This is a genomic window from Pseudomonas sp. C8002, assembly GCF_013385765.1.
GTDB lineage: Bacteria > Pseudomonadota > Gammaproteobacteria > Pseudomonadales > Pseudomonadaceae > Aquipseudomonas.
The window spans coordinates 218,219-233,362 of sequence record NZ_JACAPJ010000004.1 but is presented as its reverse complement, the minus strand read 5'-3'; the positions used below and the strand labels follow the sequence as shown (position 1 = coordinate 233,362).

Sequence of the window (15,144 nt, the reverse complement as noted above, 5' to 3'; positions counted from 1 at the left end):
GGCTCAACGCCGGGCGATCAGCCCTTGCCGGGCAATGCGGGTCAGTTGGCGTATCACTTCGCCCGCGTCGCTGGCGCTGGGCGCCTGAATGACGGCCAGGTCGAAGCTGTTGGACGCAAAGCGCGCAAGGGAGTCGCCGTCTTCGACAAACTGGATCAGAAAGGCCGAAGGCCGCCCCGTGCGGCGCGGCCAGCCATCCAGATAGCGCAGCAACGTCGGCTGATGCTTGCCGCCCAAGAGGATTTTAGGATTGCGTTGGGTCAGGTCCGCGGTGATCGGGGCCAGGCGTATGAGGGGGCGTAGTGCATTCATTGTGTCGTGTCTCTGCCTCAAAAGTCTGCGGGCAGGTGAGAGGCAACACCGAACCAGCGCTTTAGCGGAATTTCGAAGCTGGCCCATGGCTCTGGCTTCTGTCGGGACTGTGATCAGTCACCCGTGGCGCCCCGCAATTAGCTGTTTAAATCGGCGCATGGGCAACATCCTAGAGAAGCCTGTAGGGCGGTGTCAAGAATCCCGAGCAACGAAAAGGCCCGCACTGGGCGGGCCTTTTAAGGGGGGGGTCGCGGTATCAGTGAGTGATGGCGCGGTCTGCGGACAATTTGCCCGCACCTTCCAACAACACGGCCAGCGTACCGCCCAGCAGCGCCAGGGCGAACTCGTAGCCGTTGTTGGCCATGAACAAACCGTTATGGATATGCACCGAGAAAATCGCCACCAGGGAAATGATCGACAGGCCGAGTGCCGCTGGCCGCGCCAGCAAGCCAATGATCAGCGCCAGCCCGGCGAAGAACTCGGTACCACCGGACAACACCGCCATCAGGGTACCTGGGGCCAGGCCGATACTTTCCATCCACTGGGCAGTGCCCGCCAGGCCGCCGCCGCCAAACCAGCCAAAGAGCTTTTGCGAACCGTGGGCGGCGAAGATGATCCCGACAAAAATCCGCAGGACAGTCAGGCCGTAGCCGGCGCGGGTGGAGAGGACGCGGGTGATCAATGGGCTCATGCTGATAATCCTTTTCAAGGTAGGGGTTGGGTTGGCCGCTATATTAATCAGTTTAAACAATGATAAAAGCCGATAAAGCGGCTCATAATTATCGAATTAATAGATTATTTACGTGAGGCAACCCGTGGCGCTGCCGGCTCCAACGACTCCCGCTCACGATCAAACGCCAGGTAATACTTGTTCACGCTATTAACATAGCTGACGCCGCTCATTCCCACCTGCTCCATGGCAATGCGCTCGACCTGGAAAAACCATTGGTTTGGGTTAAGCCCCCGCCGCCGCGCCTCGGCACGCATTCCCTGGACCCGCTCGGGCCCCATGTTGTAGGCCGCCAGCACAAACGCCATGCGCTCGCGCTCGTTGAGCTTGGGGCTTGAGAAGAACTTGCGCCGGATCATCGCCAGGTACCGCGCGCCCGCCTGCACATTGCTGTCCAGGCTTTCGATGTTGTTCACCCCGACCCGCTGCGCCGCCGATGGCGTGATCTGCATCAGCCCGGTGGGGCCGCCGCTGCTGCGAGCGCCAGGGTCCAGGGCAGACTCCTTGAACGCCAGCGCGGCCAGGTTCAGCCAGTCCATGCCCTGCTCGCGGGCATGCTTTTGCAGCACCGGGCGCAGTTTTTCCAGGCGCTGGCGGTCGACGCGAGCCAGTGGATAACGTACCTGGTAGAGGCGGCGGTAGATGCGCTGGAACGCCACATCCTGATCGGACGGCGTGCGGTAGGTCTTGAGGAAGCGATCAATACTGGCCCGCAGCATCGAGGCATCCTGGCGCACAAACCAATACTCTTCGCCCGGCTCGCTGATGGTCACTTGCCGGTCGAAACGCAGCTTGGGCAGGATCTTCGCCCAGCGTTCGGCAATCGGCCGCTCGACAATGGTCAGGTGGAAAATCCCGGCCTGTACCATCTCCAGCACGTCCTCTACCGCGAGGCTCGGATCCACCCATTCCACCTTCACCGGCGGCAATTTGTGCAGCGCCAGCTTCTGGTTGACCTGGCTGATCGCATCCGACGCGGCACTGCCCGTGGTCAAGGCCAGCGTGCGCCCGGACAGTTGCTCCAGCCGGGTGAACCGCCGCTCGCCCTTCAGCCCCACCAGCCATAACGGCACGTCGCTGGCGATCGGGTCGCTGGTGGCAATCTTGTGGGCGGCCTTCACATCCAGCAATTCGCCGGGTGCCACCAGGTCGCCCTCGCCACGGGCCAATGCGCCAATCAACTGATCCTTGGCCTTGGGAATAATCTTGAGGTTGATTTCCTCGCCGTCACGGGCGTGACCGTTGAGGTATTGCTCGAAAGCGCGCAGGCGATGGTATTCAACACCGATGGCCTGGCCCTGGACTTCGCCGGAACTGTTGCGGCTCTGGTTGACCAATACCCGCAAGGTGCGGCTGCTGCGGATTTCCGCAAGGTCGCGGACCTTGCCGGGCCGGGTCACTTCCAGCGGCCCGTCCAGACGCGCAACCGCCGCCGTGGGCAGCAGTAACGTCAGGCACAACACAAGCAACGCCGAGGGTCGGATCATCCGCTCTCCGGAAGAAAGAATACTGCCCATTGCTTCGCGAAAAACGAGGCGTTGGGGGACAGAAACAGAGCGCCATGAGCGCAGGCTTTGGGCGCAAGGGTGGCACGGCAGATGGCGACAAACCAAACACGGTGTTACTTGCGACTTTCAAAGACAGCTTTAACTCGTTGTAGTTCTTGGCTTTTCTTATAAATCTACAGCTCTGATATGCTTTCCGACCGCAGGCGGAGGTAGCACCATGCAACTCATTGATATCGGCGTCAACCTGACCAACCCAAGTTTCGACGAAAAGCACCAGGCCGTTCTCGACCGTGCCTACGCCGCCGGGGTGAGCCAATTGGTGCTCACCGGTACCAGTGTCGACGGCAGCGAACAGGCCCTGGAGCTGTGCCAGCAACTGGACGAAAGTGGCCAACGCCTGTTCGCCACCGCCGGCATTCACCCCCACTCTGCCAGTGACTGGAACGCCGAAAGCGCCAGGCGCCTGCGCGGCCTGCTCAAGGAAAGTCGCGTGCGTGCGGTGGGTGAATGCGGGCTGGATTTCAACCGGGATTTCTCACCGCGCCCCCAGCAGGAAAAAGTCCTCGAAGAACACCTGGCCCTGGCCGTGGAGTTGAAGCTCCCGGTATTCCTCCACGAACGTGACGCCAACCAGCGCCTGCTGGAAATCCTGCGGGACTACCGCGATCACCTGTCGGCCGCCGTGGTGCACTGCTTCACCGGCGAGCAGCGGGCGCTGTTCAGCTACCTCGACCTGGACCTGCATATCGGTATCACCGGCTGGATCTGTGACGAGCGCCGTGGGACGCACCTGCATCCGCTGGTCAGGGAAATCCCCCGGGGCCGCCTGATGCTGGAAAGCGACGCGCCCTACCTGCTGCCTCGCACCCTGCGGCCCAAGCCGAAAAACGGTCGCAACGAACCCGCCTATTTACCGGAAGTCCTACGGGAGGTCGCGTTGCACCGCGAAGAAACCGTGGAAGACCTGGCGCAACACAGCACCGCCTGTGCCCGCGCCTTTTTTGGATTGCCTGTGCCGGATTGACGCGGCGCATTGACCCATATCAAAACCCGGCATCCCGATAGCGGCAAAATAATGGCACCTTGCCAATGCTGTTTCCGCTATCAGAGAAAACCTTCCATGGGTGCCTGGCTTAGCAACATCTCGCTGAAGTACAAATTCTGGGCCGTGAACGCGGTCGCCTTCATCACCACCCTGCTGCTGGTGTTGTACGCCGTGCAGCTCGAACAACAGGCCCGCAGCCAGGCCTCACAGGCGTCGGCGCAAGCCCAGGGGCGCTTGCTCGGTGCCTGGCCCGCCGGCCAGCCACTGCCCAAGGGCGAGCACTGGCTGACGTTTGCCAGGGGCAAAGTCCCACAACTGGGCGACGAAGATCTGTCAGCCCTGGCCAACGCCAGTGGCTGGGTGGATTTCAATCACATGCCACTGCTCGGCGAAAACCCGCTGATGGGCGCCGAAGTAATCAGCCGTGCCGACGGTCAACAGGTCGCCGTGCTGGCCTACGGGCCCAGCTTGAGCCAAGTGTTCGAAGAACGCTTCGCCAACTACGCCGTAGCGGTGATGATTCTGATGCTGGCCATGCTCGGCGCCTCACAGCTGCTGATCCGCTTTCTCCTCAGCCAGCTCAACACCTTGAAAGACGTGATGCTGCACGTCGAGAAAACCGGCGACCTCTCGGCCCGCGTCCCCCTGGCCTGCAAGGATGAAGTCGGGCAGATGGCCAGCGCGTTCAACGCGATGCAGGCGGGTTATCAACGGGTGGTCAACACGGTTGCGCGCACCGCCAGGCAACTGGACGACGGCGCCGCACGCCTGGCCAGCAGCATGAACGAGGTGCAGCACGGCATGCTCGGCCAGCAAAGCGAAACCGACCAGGCCGCCACGGCGATCAACGAGATGACCGCCACCGTCTACCACATCGCCCAGCACGCCGGCGCCACCCGCGACCTGTCCCAGACGGCCGACACTCTCGCCGGCAGCGGTCAGGAAGTGGTCAGCCGGGTACAGCGCTCGATTGCCGGGCTGTCCACCGGCGTGCAGCAGACCGCCGAAATGATCCAGAAGCTGGCCGAGGACAGCCAGAAAATCAATGGCGTGGTCGGGGTGATTCACAGCATCGCCGAACAGACCAACCTGCTGGCCCTCAACGCCGCCATCGAAGCCGCCCGCGCCGGCGAAATGGGCCGGGGTTTTGCCGTGGTCGCCGACGAAGTGCGCAACCTGGCCAAGCGGGTGCAAAGCTCCACCGATGAAATCACCCGCATGGTGTCCGCCCTGCAAGCCGGCACCCGGGACGCGGTGGACTTCATGCAGGAAAGCTCGTTCAAGGCCGACGACTGTGTGCAACAGGCTCAAGAAGCCGGGATTGCCCTCGCCGAGATCACCGGCGCGGTGGCGCAGATGCGCGAGAGCAACACGCAGATTGCCGTGGCTGCCGAGCAGCAAAGCCATGTGGCCGAGGAAATGAACCGAGCGGTGGTGAGCATTCGGGACGTCACCGAAAACACCGTGCAGCAGACAGTAGACTCGGCGACCACCAGCAATGAGCTGGCAACCCTGGCCGGGGAACTGAGCAAGGCCATCGGCCAGTTGCGGCTTTAACCCCTGAAGGGATGGCTATGGCCCCCATAGCCATCCTTGATTCGCGGCCCCACCCTGCCCGACCTAAACTCTGCTCAAGATGTTTCAACGGACAGAGGAATCACGATCATGGGCAAACGTCATCCGAATATCCCCGCCTGGCAATGGCGCACCCACCCGCAAAATCACCAGCACGGGACCAATCAAGTGTTGCAGCTGATTGCGCTGCCACTCCTGGTCATCGGTTTTCTGTTGATGGCATCGGGCGTGTTCAGCGAGAACCTGGCGAGTGCCGCCATCGGTATCGTCGGCATTCTGGCAGCCCTTGGATTGCAGCATCACGGTCGCCGCCTGGAGGCACGCGGCAGCGACGCCTCCGGCGATCAACACTTGCTGGTCTGAGGACTCAGGCGAACACCACCACCGACTGGCGGCTGATAGCGATCAACTGGCCGTCGGGGCTCCACAACTGCGCAGCCGCATGGCCATAGCCATCGCGGGCGTGCTCGATGTGGACCAGGTATTGGCACCAGTCCAGGGTGCTCAGGTTTTGCAGCGGTTGGACAAACTCGATGGTCCAGGTCAGGGTGCTGCCGGCCGCCGGTTGTTTCAGGTGCGGCAACACCGACGGTGGCCACGCATCCACCAGCGCGAGGATGTGCGCTTCGGTCAGCGGCTCTTCCTTTACATCGCCACGCAAGCGCACCCAGCCGCCCATCTCCCGGGATGTATTGCCGGTGAACGGCAGGCCACCGACGCTCCAGCGCATCGCCAGGTGGCGCATGAACTCCGGCGTCACGCCTTTGATGTAGGGCAACTCCTGGCATTCATCCCAATGCTTGAAGGTGGGCGCCGGTTCGGCGGCGACGTCAATCTGCGAAGGCCGTGATGCGCCAAAACTGGCCTGCACCAGGGTCATCGTTTCACCGTTCTGCACCACACGTCCCAGCACTTGGCTGACGGCCTTGCCTTCGCGCAACACTTCGACCTCGTAGCGGGCCGGCACATCCGGCGCCACCGGCCCCACAAAGGTGATCGCCAGTGAGCGCAACGGGCGATCCGCCGGGACTTTCGCCCGCAAGGCCTCGTACTCCAACGCCGCAACCAGCCCGCCAAAGCTGGCGCGGCCCTGGGCCCATTCGGCCGGGATCGAAACGTCCAACGGGTGGCTGCGGGCAGCGTCGAGCAAATCACTAAAGCGCATGGCGGTCTCAACTTGAAAAGGAGTTGAGGGATCTTAACCAGCCGGCCTACACCATGCAGCGCCTATTCCGGCCAAAATCCCGGACAGATAGGTCGCAGGGTCAAGCGAAGCAGTCGGCGTTCAACTTATCCAAAACCCGATCCGCCTGCCCTTCCGCCTCGGCCATGGTGCGGTGCCAACCAGGCACGCACGCCTGCAAATCGGGCTCGTGCCCGGCTTGCGCCAGCCATTGCCAGCAATCGTGCCAATCACCCAGGGCGCCCTGGGCCGCCTTGAGACGCGATATGGCTTTGGGCGGTAGCTTGTTCAGCTCGGGATAAGCCTCGGCCGCATAACGCACGCGCTTGATCAACAGGCGCAGGCGATGACGGTCGTGGTTGGGGTCGTGCAGCGCTTCGCCGAGCTTCTTCCATTGCTTGGCCAGGCGTTTTTCAATGCGCGTGCGCAGGCCCTTGAGCAATTTCTGCCGTTGGGAGGCGCGGATAAAGCGGGGGAATGCTTCGAGGATCAACAGCAGTTGCGCCAGATCAGGCCCTTGTGCAACCGAGCGGTAGGTGGCCGGCTGCTGCCGGATACGCCGCTCGGCCGCCTCATGATGGCCGTGTTGGTGGAGGTACGCCGCCAGCACTTCGCGGTCGCGAAACGGCGTGGTCAGTTGGCCGACGGCACTGGCGGCCGCCTCGAGCTGCTCGACACCGGGCAACCCGCGCAATGGCCGCAACAGGCTGCGCAAGCGCCGCACCGTGGTACGCAGATCATGCAGGGCCTCGTCGTCCGTGACGGCGGCGAGGCGCGCCTGGCAGCTCAGTAACCCAACTTCCAGGCCGATGACCTGAGCGACTAGCTGATCGACCAAGGCTGACATCCTTTCCTCCTCAATGATTAAACCTTCGGGCTTGAGGCCGCCGACGCAGCCTCGTTGCACTCGACAGCTGCTACGCGGGGTTAGCGCCCTGCGCGCGACTCACGAATATAGAAGCGGGCTTTCTCGGCCTTGCTCGAGCAGCCTTCGAAGGCTTCGAACTGCTGCTGGGTCTTGGCGCCAGTCAACAACGACAGAGCCTTGGAGTAACTCACGGTGCCGGCGAAACCTTCGGCCTTGGCCAGGTCCAGCTCGTGCCACGCAGCGTCCAGTTGCGTGCCGCAGCTGTCGCGATAAGCGGTTTTCCCGGCACAACCGGCCAGGGCCAACACGATCACAGGCACACACATCCAGGCTTTCATCAAATGACACCTCAAGAAAAGAAAAAACAGTCACAGGTGTAGACGTTGCCTACACCGAAAAGTGCCTTATCCGACTGCCTGAATCCGCAGTCCCGATTGCCAGAGCATACCCGAGCGTGGTGGCCCGCTCGCGAAAATAATCGGTTGTGACAGTGATGATTGAAGCGCGCCCCTCGATGGGTGCATTGTGGTCACCTGTTTTGCGAAGGATCAGGTCATGAAGAAACGTGTTGCATTGGTGCTGGGCTCCGGCGGCGCCCGGGGCTACGCCCATATCGGCGTGATCGAGGAAATCGAAAAACGCGGCTACGACATCGCCTGCATTGCCGGTTGCTCCATGGGCGCCGTGGTGGGTGGGATCTATGCCGCGGGCAAGCTGGAAGAGTACCGAAACTGGATCGAAAGCCTCGACTACCTGGACGTACTGCGCCTGGTAGACGTGAGCTTTCGCCTGGGGGCGATCCGTGGCGAGAAGGTGTTCGGGCAGATCCGCAAGATCGTCGGCGAGATCAATATCGAAGACCTGCGCATTCCCTACACCGCCGTGGCCACGGACCTGACCAACCAGCAGGAAATCTGGTTCCAGGAAGGCTGCCTGCACCAGGCCATGCGGGCCTCGGCGGCGATTCCCAGCCTGTTCACCCCGGTGATGCAGGGCAATCGCATGCTGGTGGACGGCGGCTTGCTGAACCCTCTGCCGATCGTGCCGGTGGTGTCGAGCCACTGCGACCTGATCATTGCGGTCAACCTCAACTCCACCAACCAGAAGCACTACAAGCTTCCGGTGATCCAGCGTCCGCCGGCGTTCAGGAGCCGCTTCGACAACCTGGTGCGTTCACTGGGTTCGCACTTGCCGTTTCGGCGCAAGCAGGCCGAGCAGTTATTGATGCTGGAACAGGAAGCGCTGCTGGCCCAGGCTGCCGATATCAACCCGTGGCTGGACTCTGCCGAACCCGAGGCGCAACAACCGGCGGCGGCACCGGAAAAGGCCGGGGCGCCAAAGTCGGCGACCGGCTCGTTCATCATCGATAACGTGGGGCCTGCATCGCTGCTGGATTTGATCAACCAGAGCTTCGAGGTAATGCAGACGTCATTGGCGCAGTACAAGATCGCCGGTTACCCGCCGGATATTCTGATCAACGTGCCGAAGCGCGTGTGCCGGTTTTTCGAGTTTTACAAAGCGCCGGAGTTGATCGCGCTGGGGCGGGAAATTGCCAGCGATACGCTGGATCGTTACGAGAGCGAGCAACACTGAGGTTTGATAAGCAGGGCTTGTGTGGCGAGGGAGCTTGCTCCCGCTGGAGTGCGAAGCGCTCCCAGGATTCTGGGGCTGCTGCGCAGCCCAGCGGGAGCAAGCTCCCTCGCCACAGGTGAGCTAACGCTTCAGGCTTCGGTGTTCAATAGCCGATACCCAACACCGGCCTCAGTCACGATAAACCGTGGTTGGGTCGGATCATCCGCCAGTTTCTGGCGCAGATGCCCCACCACAATCCGCAGGTAATGGCTGTCTTCGGTATGGGTCGGGCCCCAGATATCCTTGAGCAGTTGCTGCTGGGTGATCACCCGCCCGGGATGCCGCGCCAGTTGCGCCAGCACCGCGTATTCCTTGCGGGTCAGCGCCACTTCGACACCGTCCAGCAGCACCCGCCGATAAGCCAGGTCTACCGTCAGCGGGCCAAAGCGCAACGCCGCTTCCTGGGCCTCCCCCGCCGGCGCCTGGCGCAACAACGCCCGCACCCGTGCAAGAAACTCCTGGATGCCAAATGGCTTGGTCACATAGTCATTGGCGCCGTTGTCCAGCGCCTCGACTTTTTGCACTTCACTGGCTCGCACCGACAACACCAGTACCGGTACCGTGGACCACTCACGAAACTCGCGCAGCACCTGCTGGCCGTCCATGTCCGGCAGGCCGAGGTCAAGCACCAGCAGGTCCGGTTTACTCAAGGCGGCCTGCGCCAGGCCTTCGTTGCCGGTGCCGGCCTCGATCACTTTGTAGCCCTGGGAGGCCAGGCTGATACGCAAGAACTTGCGGATCTGCGGTTCGTCGTCAATGACCAAAATCGTCGCAGTCTGGCTCATGGTGTCCAATCAAAATCCGTGAAGAAAAGAGGGTAGCTCAAGGTTCGCTTTCCAGGCCAGGCTGGGCCTGCAATGGCAAGAATAACGTGATGCAGGTGCCACGGCCGTCAATGCCGTCGGCCACGCTGATATGCCCGCCGTGGGCGCCGACCATGCCCTGGCAGATCGCCAGGCCGAGCCCGGTGCCCTGCCCGCCGCGATCCCCCCTGGCGGCGGTGTAGAACATATCGAAAATTTTCGCCCGCTCCTCCTCGGGAATCCCCGGTCCCTCATCGGCAACAGCAAAAAACAACTGGTTATCCTGCACGCCCGCGCTGAGTTTCAGCCGGCCTTGTGGCGGCGAGAAGCGTGCGGCATTTTCCAGTACGTTGACCAGTGCCTGCTCGATCAACGCGGCATGCACGTAGAGCAGCGGCAGCTCGGGCGGCACGTCGGTGATCACCTGCAGCGGCGCCAATACCGCACGCAAGCGGCCCAGGGAGCTGCCGACGATATCGCCGGGTGACACCCAGTCCCGCGCCAGCTTCAGCGCGCCGTGGCCCAGACGAGTCATGTCCAGCAGGTTCTGGATGTAGCGATCCAGGCGCTCAGCCTCATCGCGAGTGCCTTCCAGCAGCTCCCGGCGATCTTCCAGGGGAATCGCCTCGCCGAGGGCCAGCAGGCTGTCGATGCTGCCACGCATGGAGGTCAGCGGTGTGCGCAAATCGTGAGACACCGAAGCCAGCAAGGCGCTGCGCAATTGCTCGGTTTCGCCGTGCAGGCGCGCGGCTTCCAGCTCCTGGCCGAGTTGTGCACGGGCCAGGGCCTGGGCCAAGGGCTGGCTCAAGGCCGTGAGCAGGCGACGGCGCTGGCCGCTCAGTTCAAGCCCGGCCTTCGGGCTGACCCCCAGCAGACCCAACGGGCCTTCTTCGCCGGACAACGGCCACCACCACCAGCGCCCGAACGGTAAGGTGCCGGTGCCCATGCCGGCCGGCTGATCGTGCTGCCAGGCCCAGTCGGCGGCGGCGCGTTCGGCTTCGGTAAAGGTGATCGGGCCTCCGGTCTCGACCTTCCAGTCTCCCTGCCCGTCGCGGTTGAGCAGGCACAATTGCAGGTCGCTCCAGCCTTCCAGATGATGCGCGGCGGCACTGATCACTGCCTGGCGATCGGTGGCGGCGGTGAGTTTGCGGGACAGGTCGAGCAGCTCGGTGGTTTCTTCCTGGGTATCGCGCAGCGCCTGCAACTGCCGGCGCTGGCGTGCAGCGAGATTACCGGTGAGCGCCGCCATCAGCAGGAAGAACAACAGCGTCAGCACGTCTTCTTCACGCTGGATCGCGAAGGAGAAATTCGGCGGGATGAACAGGAAGTCGTAGCTCAGGAATGACAGCGCCGCACACGCCAGCGCCGGCCCCAGGCTACTGCGCACCGCCACTAGCAATACGGCGGCGAGGAACACCAGCGAGATATTCGGCAACGGCAAGGCACTGGCGACGCCCCAAGCGACCGCCGCCGCAATCACGGTTGCCACCACCGCCAGGGCATAGTCAAACCACACCAGCCCGCGTACATCCGGCAAGCGTGGCGGAGCCGGCACTTCGTCACTGTCGAGGACGTTGATTTCCAGGCCCCGTGCATTGCGCAGCAGGCGTGCCGCCAAGCCGCCACCAAACAGATTGCGCCGCCAGCGCGGCCGGGACTGCCCCACCAGAATCAAGCTGGCGCGACGCTCGGCGGCGTGCTGGATCAGGGTCTTGGCCACCTCCCCCGCTCGCAGCAACACCACTTCACCGCCAAGACGCTCGGCCAGTTGCTGGGCGTTTTGCAGGCGCAGGCGCGATTGTTCATCGCGCACCCGGCCGTTATCCACATGCACCAGGCTCCACGGCAAATGCCGACGCTGGGCTACGCGGCTGGCATGACGCACCAGGCGTTCGGCCTGGGCATCGCCGTCCACGCCCACCAGCAAGCGGCCACGCACAGCCGGTGCGGCCTGGCCCAATTGGCGATAACCCTGGGCCAGGTCATCGTCGACATGGGCCGCGGCGGTTTGCATCGCCAGCTCGCGCAGGGCCATGAGGTTGGTCTGGGTGAAGAAGGCATCGATGGCAGCACGGGCCTGTTCCGGCACGTAGACCTTGCCGTCCCGCAGGCGCTCCAGCAGTTCCCGGGATGGCAGGTCGATCAGCAGCAGTTCATCGGCTTCCTGCAAGACCCAGTCGGGCAAGGTTTCGCGCACTTGCACGCCGGTGATGCCGCGCACCTGATCGTTGAGGCTTTCCAGGTGCTGGACGTTGACCGTGGTGAAGACGTTGATGCCCGCCGAGAGCAATTCCTGAATGTCTTGCCAGCGTTTTTCGTGGCGGCTGCCGGGGGCGTTGCTGTGGGCCAGTTCGTCCACCAGCACCAGTTTGGGCTTGGCGGCGAGCAGGCCGTCGAGGTCCATTTCCTCCAGCATCACGCCGCGGTATTCGGAGCGCAGCAACGGCTGTTGTGGCAAGCCGCTGAGCAAGGCCTCGGTCTCGGCGCGACCGTGGGTTTCCACTACGCCGGCGATCAGCCGCACACCCTGGCGCAGTTGGGTGTGGGCAGCCTGGAGCATGGCGTAGGTCTTGCCCACGCCGGGCGCGGCGCCGAGGAAGACTTTGAGCCGGCCACGGCCGTCCCGGGGTAGATCGGCTAACAGGGCATCGGCGCGGCCGGAGTCGCTCATGCGGGCGGTCTTCCTTCAGGTGTTGATGTGGGTTTCTTGAGTCCGCCTTCGCGAGCAAGCCCGCTCCCACATTTGACCGCATTCCAAAGGTGAAACTCAGTCGAATGTGGGAGCGGGCTTGCTCGCAAAAGCGGCGCCACGGCTTACAGTTTTTCCAAGGCCATGTTCAACGCCAGCACGTTCACCACCGGCGGCCCCACCAGCGGGCTTTCGATGTGCTCATCCATCAAGCGCTGCAGGGTCGCCACCGGCAGATTACGTGCGGCGGCTACCCGGGCCAGTTGATAGGCAATTGCCTGCGGTGGCAAGTGTGGATCAAGACCGCTGCCGGAGGTAGTCAGCAATGCCATCGGCACCGGTCCCTGGTCTGGCACCAGCATTTTCTTGGCATCGTCAAATACACGAGTGGCCAGTGCTGGGTTGCTTGGGCCGAGGTTGCTGGCGCTGCTGGAAACCGTAGCAAACGCACCAGCAGATGGCCGTGGGTGGAACCAGCCGTCACCGGTGAAATCCTGGGCAATCAGGCTCGAACCGCGAACCTTGCCGCTGGCATCGTGCACCAGGCTGCCGTTGGCCTGGTCAGGGAACGCGACTTGCGCCACGCCGGTAACAACCAGGGGATAGGCCACGCCGGTGATCAGGCTCATCAACACCAGCAGGCTCAGGGCCGGGCGGATAATGTTGGACATTTCAAATTCCTCAATTCGGTCATTGCAACCTGCAGGCACCGGTTTGCCGGTACCTGCGGGCATCGAGTCAAACCAGGTGCAGCGCGGTCAACAGCATGTCTATCGCCTTGATGCCCACGAACGGCACCACGATCCCGCCCAAGCCGTAGATCAGCAGGTTGCGACGCAGCAATGCCGCCGCACTCGCCGCCTGTACGCGCACACCGCGCAGCGCCAGCGGGATCAGCACCACGATGATCAGCGCGTTGAACACGATCGCCGAGAGGATCGCGCTCTGCGGGCTTTGCAGGTGCATCACGTTGAGCACACCCAGTTGCGGGTAGATCGAGGCGAACAGCGCCGGCAGGATCGCGAAGTACTTGGCCACGTCGTTGGCAATGGAAAAGGTGGTCAGCGCACCACGGGTCACCAGCAATTCCTTGCCGATCTGCACCACGTCCAGCAGCTTGGTCGGGTCGCTGTCGAGGTCGACCATGTTGGCCGCTTCACGGGCGGCTTGCGTGCCGTCGTTCATTGCCATGCCGACGTCAGCCTGGGCCAGCGCCGGGGCGTCGTTGGCGCCGTCGCCGCACATCGCAACCAGGCGGCCGTCGTTCTGTTCGTGACGAATACGCGCGAGTTTTTTCTCCGGAGTAGCCTCGGCCAGCACGTCATCCACGCCGGCTTCAGCGGCAATCGCGGCGGCGGTCAGCGGGTTATCGCCGGTCACCATCACCGTGCGAATCCCCAGCTTGCGCAGCTCGGCAAACCGTTCGCGGATGCCGGGCTTGACCACGTCCTTGAGGTGAATCGCGCCGAGCAACTTGCCGTCGGCACACACCAGCAACGGCGTGCCGCCGCTCTGGGCGATCTTGTCGATTTCCCGCGACAGCGCCGGTTGCAGGTCGCGGCGTTGCAGGCCAATGAACGCCAGCAGCGAATCCACGGCGCCCTTACGGAACACACGGCCCTGGTAGTCGACGCCGGACAGGCGGGTTTCCGCGCTGAACGGTACCGAGGTCAGCTCATCCGTCGACGGCTCGGCTTGTGGGTGCTGGCCGCGCAGGTATTCGACGATGGACTTACCTTCGGCCGTGTCGTCCGCCAGGGATGCCAGCAGCGCGCCCTCGGCGAGTTCCTTGCCGCTGACACCCGGCGCGGCGATCACGTTGGTGCAACGACGGTTACCGAAAGTGATGGTGCCGGTCTTGTCCAGCAACAGCACGTGCACGTCCCCCGCCGCTTCCACCGCGCGACCGGATTTGGCGATCACGTTGAGGCGCACCAGGCGGTCCATGCCGGCAATACCGATGGCCGACAACAGGCCGCCGATGGTGGTCGGAATCAGCGTCACCAGCAGCGCCACCAGAAACACCAGCGGCAGGTTGCCATTGGCGAAGTGGGCGAACGGCTGCAGGGTCACCACCACCAGCAGGAAGATCAGCGTCAGGCCGATCAGCAGGATGTCCAGCGCGATTTCGTTGGGGGTTTTCTGGCGCTTGGCGCCTTCCACCAGGGCGATCATGCGGTCCAGGGTCGACTCGCCCGGGTTGGCGGTGATGCGAATCATCAACCAGTCCGAGACCAGGCGGGTATTGCCGGTGACGGCCGAGCGGTCGCCGCCGGATTCACGGATAACCGGGGCCGATTCACCGGTGATGGCCGCTTCGTTGACCGCGGCAATCCCTTCGATGACTTCGCCGTCACCCGGGATCATTTCCCCGGCGACCACGCGTACCACATCACCTTTGCGCAGGCTGGTGGCCGGCACGACCTTGAAGCTGCCGTCGGCTTCCTTGCGGCGGGCGCTGAGGCCCTCGCTGCCGGCCTTGAGGCTGTCGGCGCGGGCCTTGCCGCGGCCTTCAGCCAAGGCTTCGGCGAAGTTGGCAAACAGCACGGTGAACCACAGCCAAACGGCGATTTGCACGGCGACGTAGGTCGGTACGGCCACCTCCGGCACGAAGCACAGGATGGTGGTGAGGATCGCGGTCAGCTCGACCACCAGCATCACCGGCGAGCGTTGCAGCTGGCGCGGGTCCAGCTTGACGAACGCCTGGACCAGCGCCGGGCGCCACAGGGCCGACATTGCGGTTTTGGCCGGCTCCTGGGTTTTCACGGGAGCCGCGTTTTTTGCAGGCAAGTTCATTTT

Annotated in this window: 13 protein-coding genes and 1 pseudogene; 4 read left to right on the top strand and 10 right to left on the bottom strand. The window is 63.2% G+C overall.

Annotated elements, in window-relative coordinates; all coding sequences use genetic code 11:
• Positions 1 to 3 precede the first annotated feature (3 nt).
• The 3 genes from HX814_RS06420 to HX814_RS06410 all read right to left on the bottom strand — a co-directional run bounded on the left by HX814_RS06420 (position 4) and on the right by HX814_RS06410 (position 2,529).
• Positions 4 to 312 (bottom strand): hypothetical protein, encoded by a 309-nt coding sequence (locus tag HX814_RS06420; protein ID WP_003218736.1) that lies wholly within the window; start codon positions 310 to 312, stop codon positions 4 to 6.
• Between the two features lie 256 nt (positions 313 to 568).
• Entirely contained in the window at positions 569 to 1,003 is a 435-nt protein-coding gene (locus HX814_RS06415; protein ID WP_134325988.1) for a DoxX family protein, read from the bottom strand.
• A 104-nt stretch (positions 1,004 to 1,107) separates the two neighbouring features.
• Positions 1,108 to 2,529, bottom strand: a complete 1,422-nt coding sequence (locus HX814_RS06410) for a transglycosylase SLT domain-containing protein (protein ID WP_087693694.1) — start codon at positions 2,527 to 2,529, stop codon at positions 1,108 to 1,110.
• Between the two features lie 238 nt (positions 2,530 to 2,767).
• On the opposite strand from HX814_RS06410, the gene HX814_RS06405 reads away from it, so the two are divergent.
• The 3 genes and pseudogenes from HX814_RS06405 to HX814_RS06395 all read left to right on the top strand — a co-directional run.
• Positions 2,768 to 3,574 (top strand): TatD family hydrolase, encoded by an 807-nt coding sequence (locus HX814_RS06405; RefSeq protein WP_003218739.1) that lies wholly within the window; start codon positions 2,768 to 2,770, stop codon positions 3,572 to 3,574.
• Between the two features lie 96 nt (positions 3,575 to 3,670).
• Entirely contained in the window at positions 3,671 to 5,152 is a 1,482-nt protein-coding gene (locus tag HX814_RS06400; protein WP_102605081.1) for a methyl-accepting chemotaxis protein, read from the top strand.
• Between the two features lie 108 nt (positions 5,153 to 5,260).
• Positions 5,261 to 5,518, top strand: a pseudogene (locus HX814_RS06395) (terminase); the annotation flags it as partial.
• A gap of 19 nt (positions 5,519 to 5,537) precedes the next feature.
• On the opposite strand, the gene HX814_RS06390 reads toward HX814_RS06395, so the two are convergent.
• The 3 genes from HX814_RS06390 to HX814_RS06380 form a co-directional block, all read right to left on the bottom strand.
• Positions 5,538 to 6,335 carry an acyl-CoA thioesterase II gene (locus HX814_RS06390; protein ID WP_008437738.1) on the bottom strand — a complete coding sequence of 266 codons (798 nt, stop codon included), beginning with the start codon at positions 6,333 to 6,335 and terminating at the stop codon, positions 5,538 to 5,540.
• Between the two features lie 100 nt (positions 6,336 to 6,435).
• Positions 6,436 to 7,200 carry a CHAD domain-containing protein gene (locus HX814_RS06385; protein ID WP_087693691.1) on the bottom strand — a complete coding sequence of 255 codons (765 nt, stop codon included), beginning with the start codon at positions 7,198 to 7,200 and terminating at the stop codon, positions 6,436 to 6,438.
• Between the two features lie 80 nt (positions 7,201 to 7,280).
• Positions 7,281 to 7,559, bottom strand: coding sequence for a hypothetical protein (locus HX814_RS06380; protein WP_177008079.1), 279 nt, complete (start codon positions 7,557 to 7,559; stop codon positions 7,281 to 7,283).
• 217 nt (positions 7,560 to 7,776) lie between these two features.
• Between HX814_RS06380 and HX814_RS06375 the strand changes: the two genes are divergently transcribed.
• A complete protein-coding gene (locus tag HX814_RS06375; RefSeq protein ID WP_087693690.1) occupies positions 7,777 to 8,814 on the top strand; it encodes a patatin-like phospholipase family protein in 1,038 nt (345 codons plus the stop codon).
• Positions 8,815 to 8,942: 128 nt separating this feature from the next.
• On the opposite strand, the gene HX814_RS06370 is transcribed toward HX814_RS06375, so the two are convergent.
• The 4 genes from HX814_RS06370 to kdpB all read right to left on the bottom strand — a co-directional run bounded on the left by HX814_RS06370 (position 8,943) and on the right by kdpB (position 15,141).
• A complete protein-coding gene (locus tag HX814_RS06370; RefSeq protein ID WP_003218747.1) occupies positions 8,943 to 9,638 on the bottom strand; it encodes a response regulator in 696 nt (231 codons plus the stop codon).
• Positions 9,639 to 9,675: 37 nt separating this feature from the next.
• The gene (locus HX814_RS06365) at positions 9,676 to 12,327 is read right to left on the bottom strand and encodes a sensor histidine kinase KdpD (RefSeq protein ID WP_177008080.1); all 2,652 of its coding nucleotides are present in this window, start codon (positions 12,325 to 12,327) and stop codon (positions 9,676 to 9,678) included.
• Positions 12,328 to 12,470: 143 nt separating this feature from the next.
• The gene (kdpC, locus tag HX814_RS06360; protein ID WP_003218751.1) at positions 12,471 to 13,016 is read right to left on the bottom strand and encodes a potassium-transporting ATPase subunit KdpC; all 546 of its coding nucleotides are present in this window, start codon (positions 13,014 to 13,016) and stop codon (positions 12,471 to 12,473) included.
• Between the two features lie 67 nt (positions 13,017 to 13,083).
• The gene (kdpB, locus tag HX814_RS06355; protein ID WP_177008081.1) at positions 13,084 to 15,141 is read right to left on the bottom strand and encodes a potassium-transporting ATPase subunit KdpB; all 2,058 of its coding nucleotides are present in this window, start codon (positions 15,139 to 15,141) and stop codon (positions 13,084 to 13,086) included.
• Between the last annotated feature and the right edge of the window lie 3 nt (positions 15,142 to 15,144).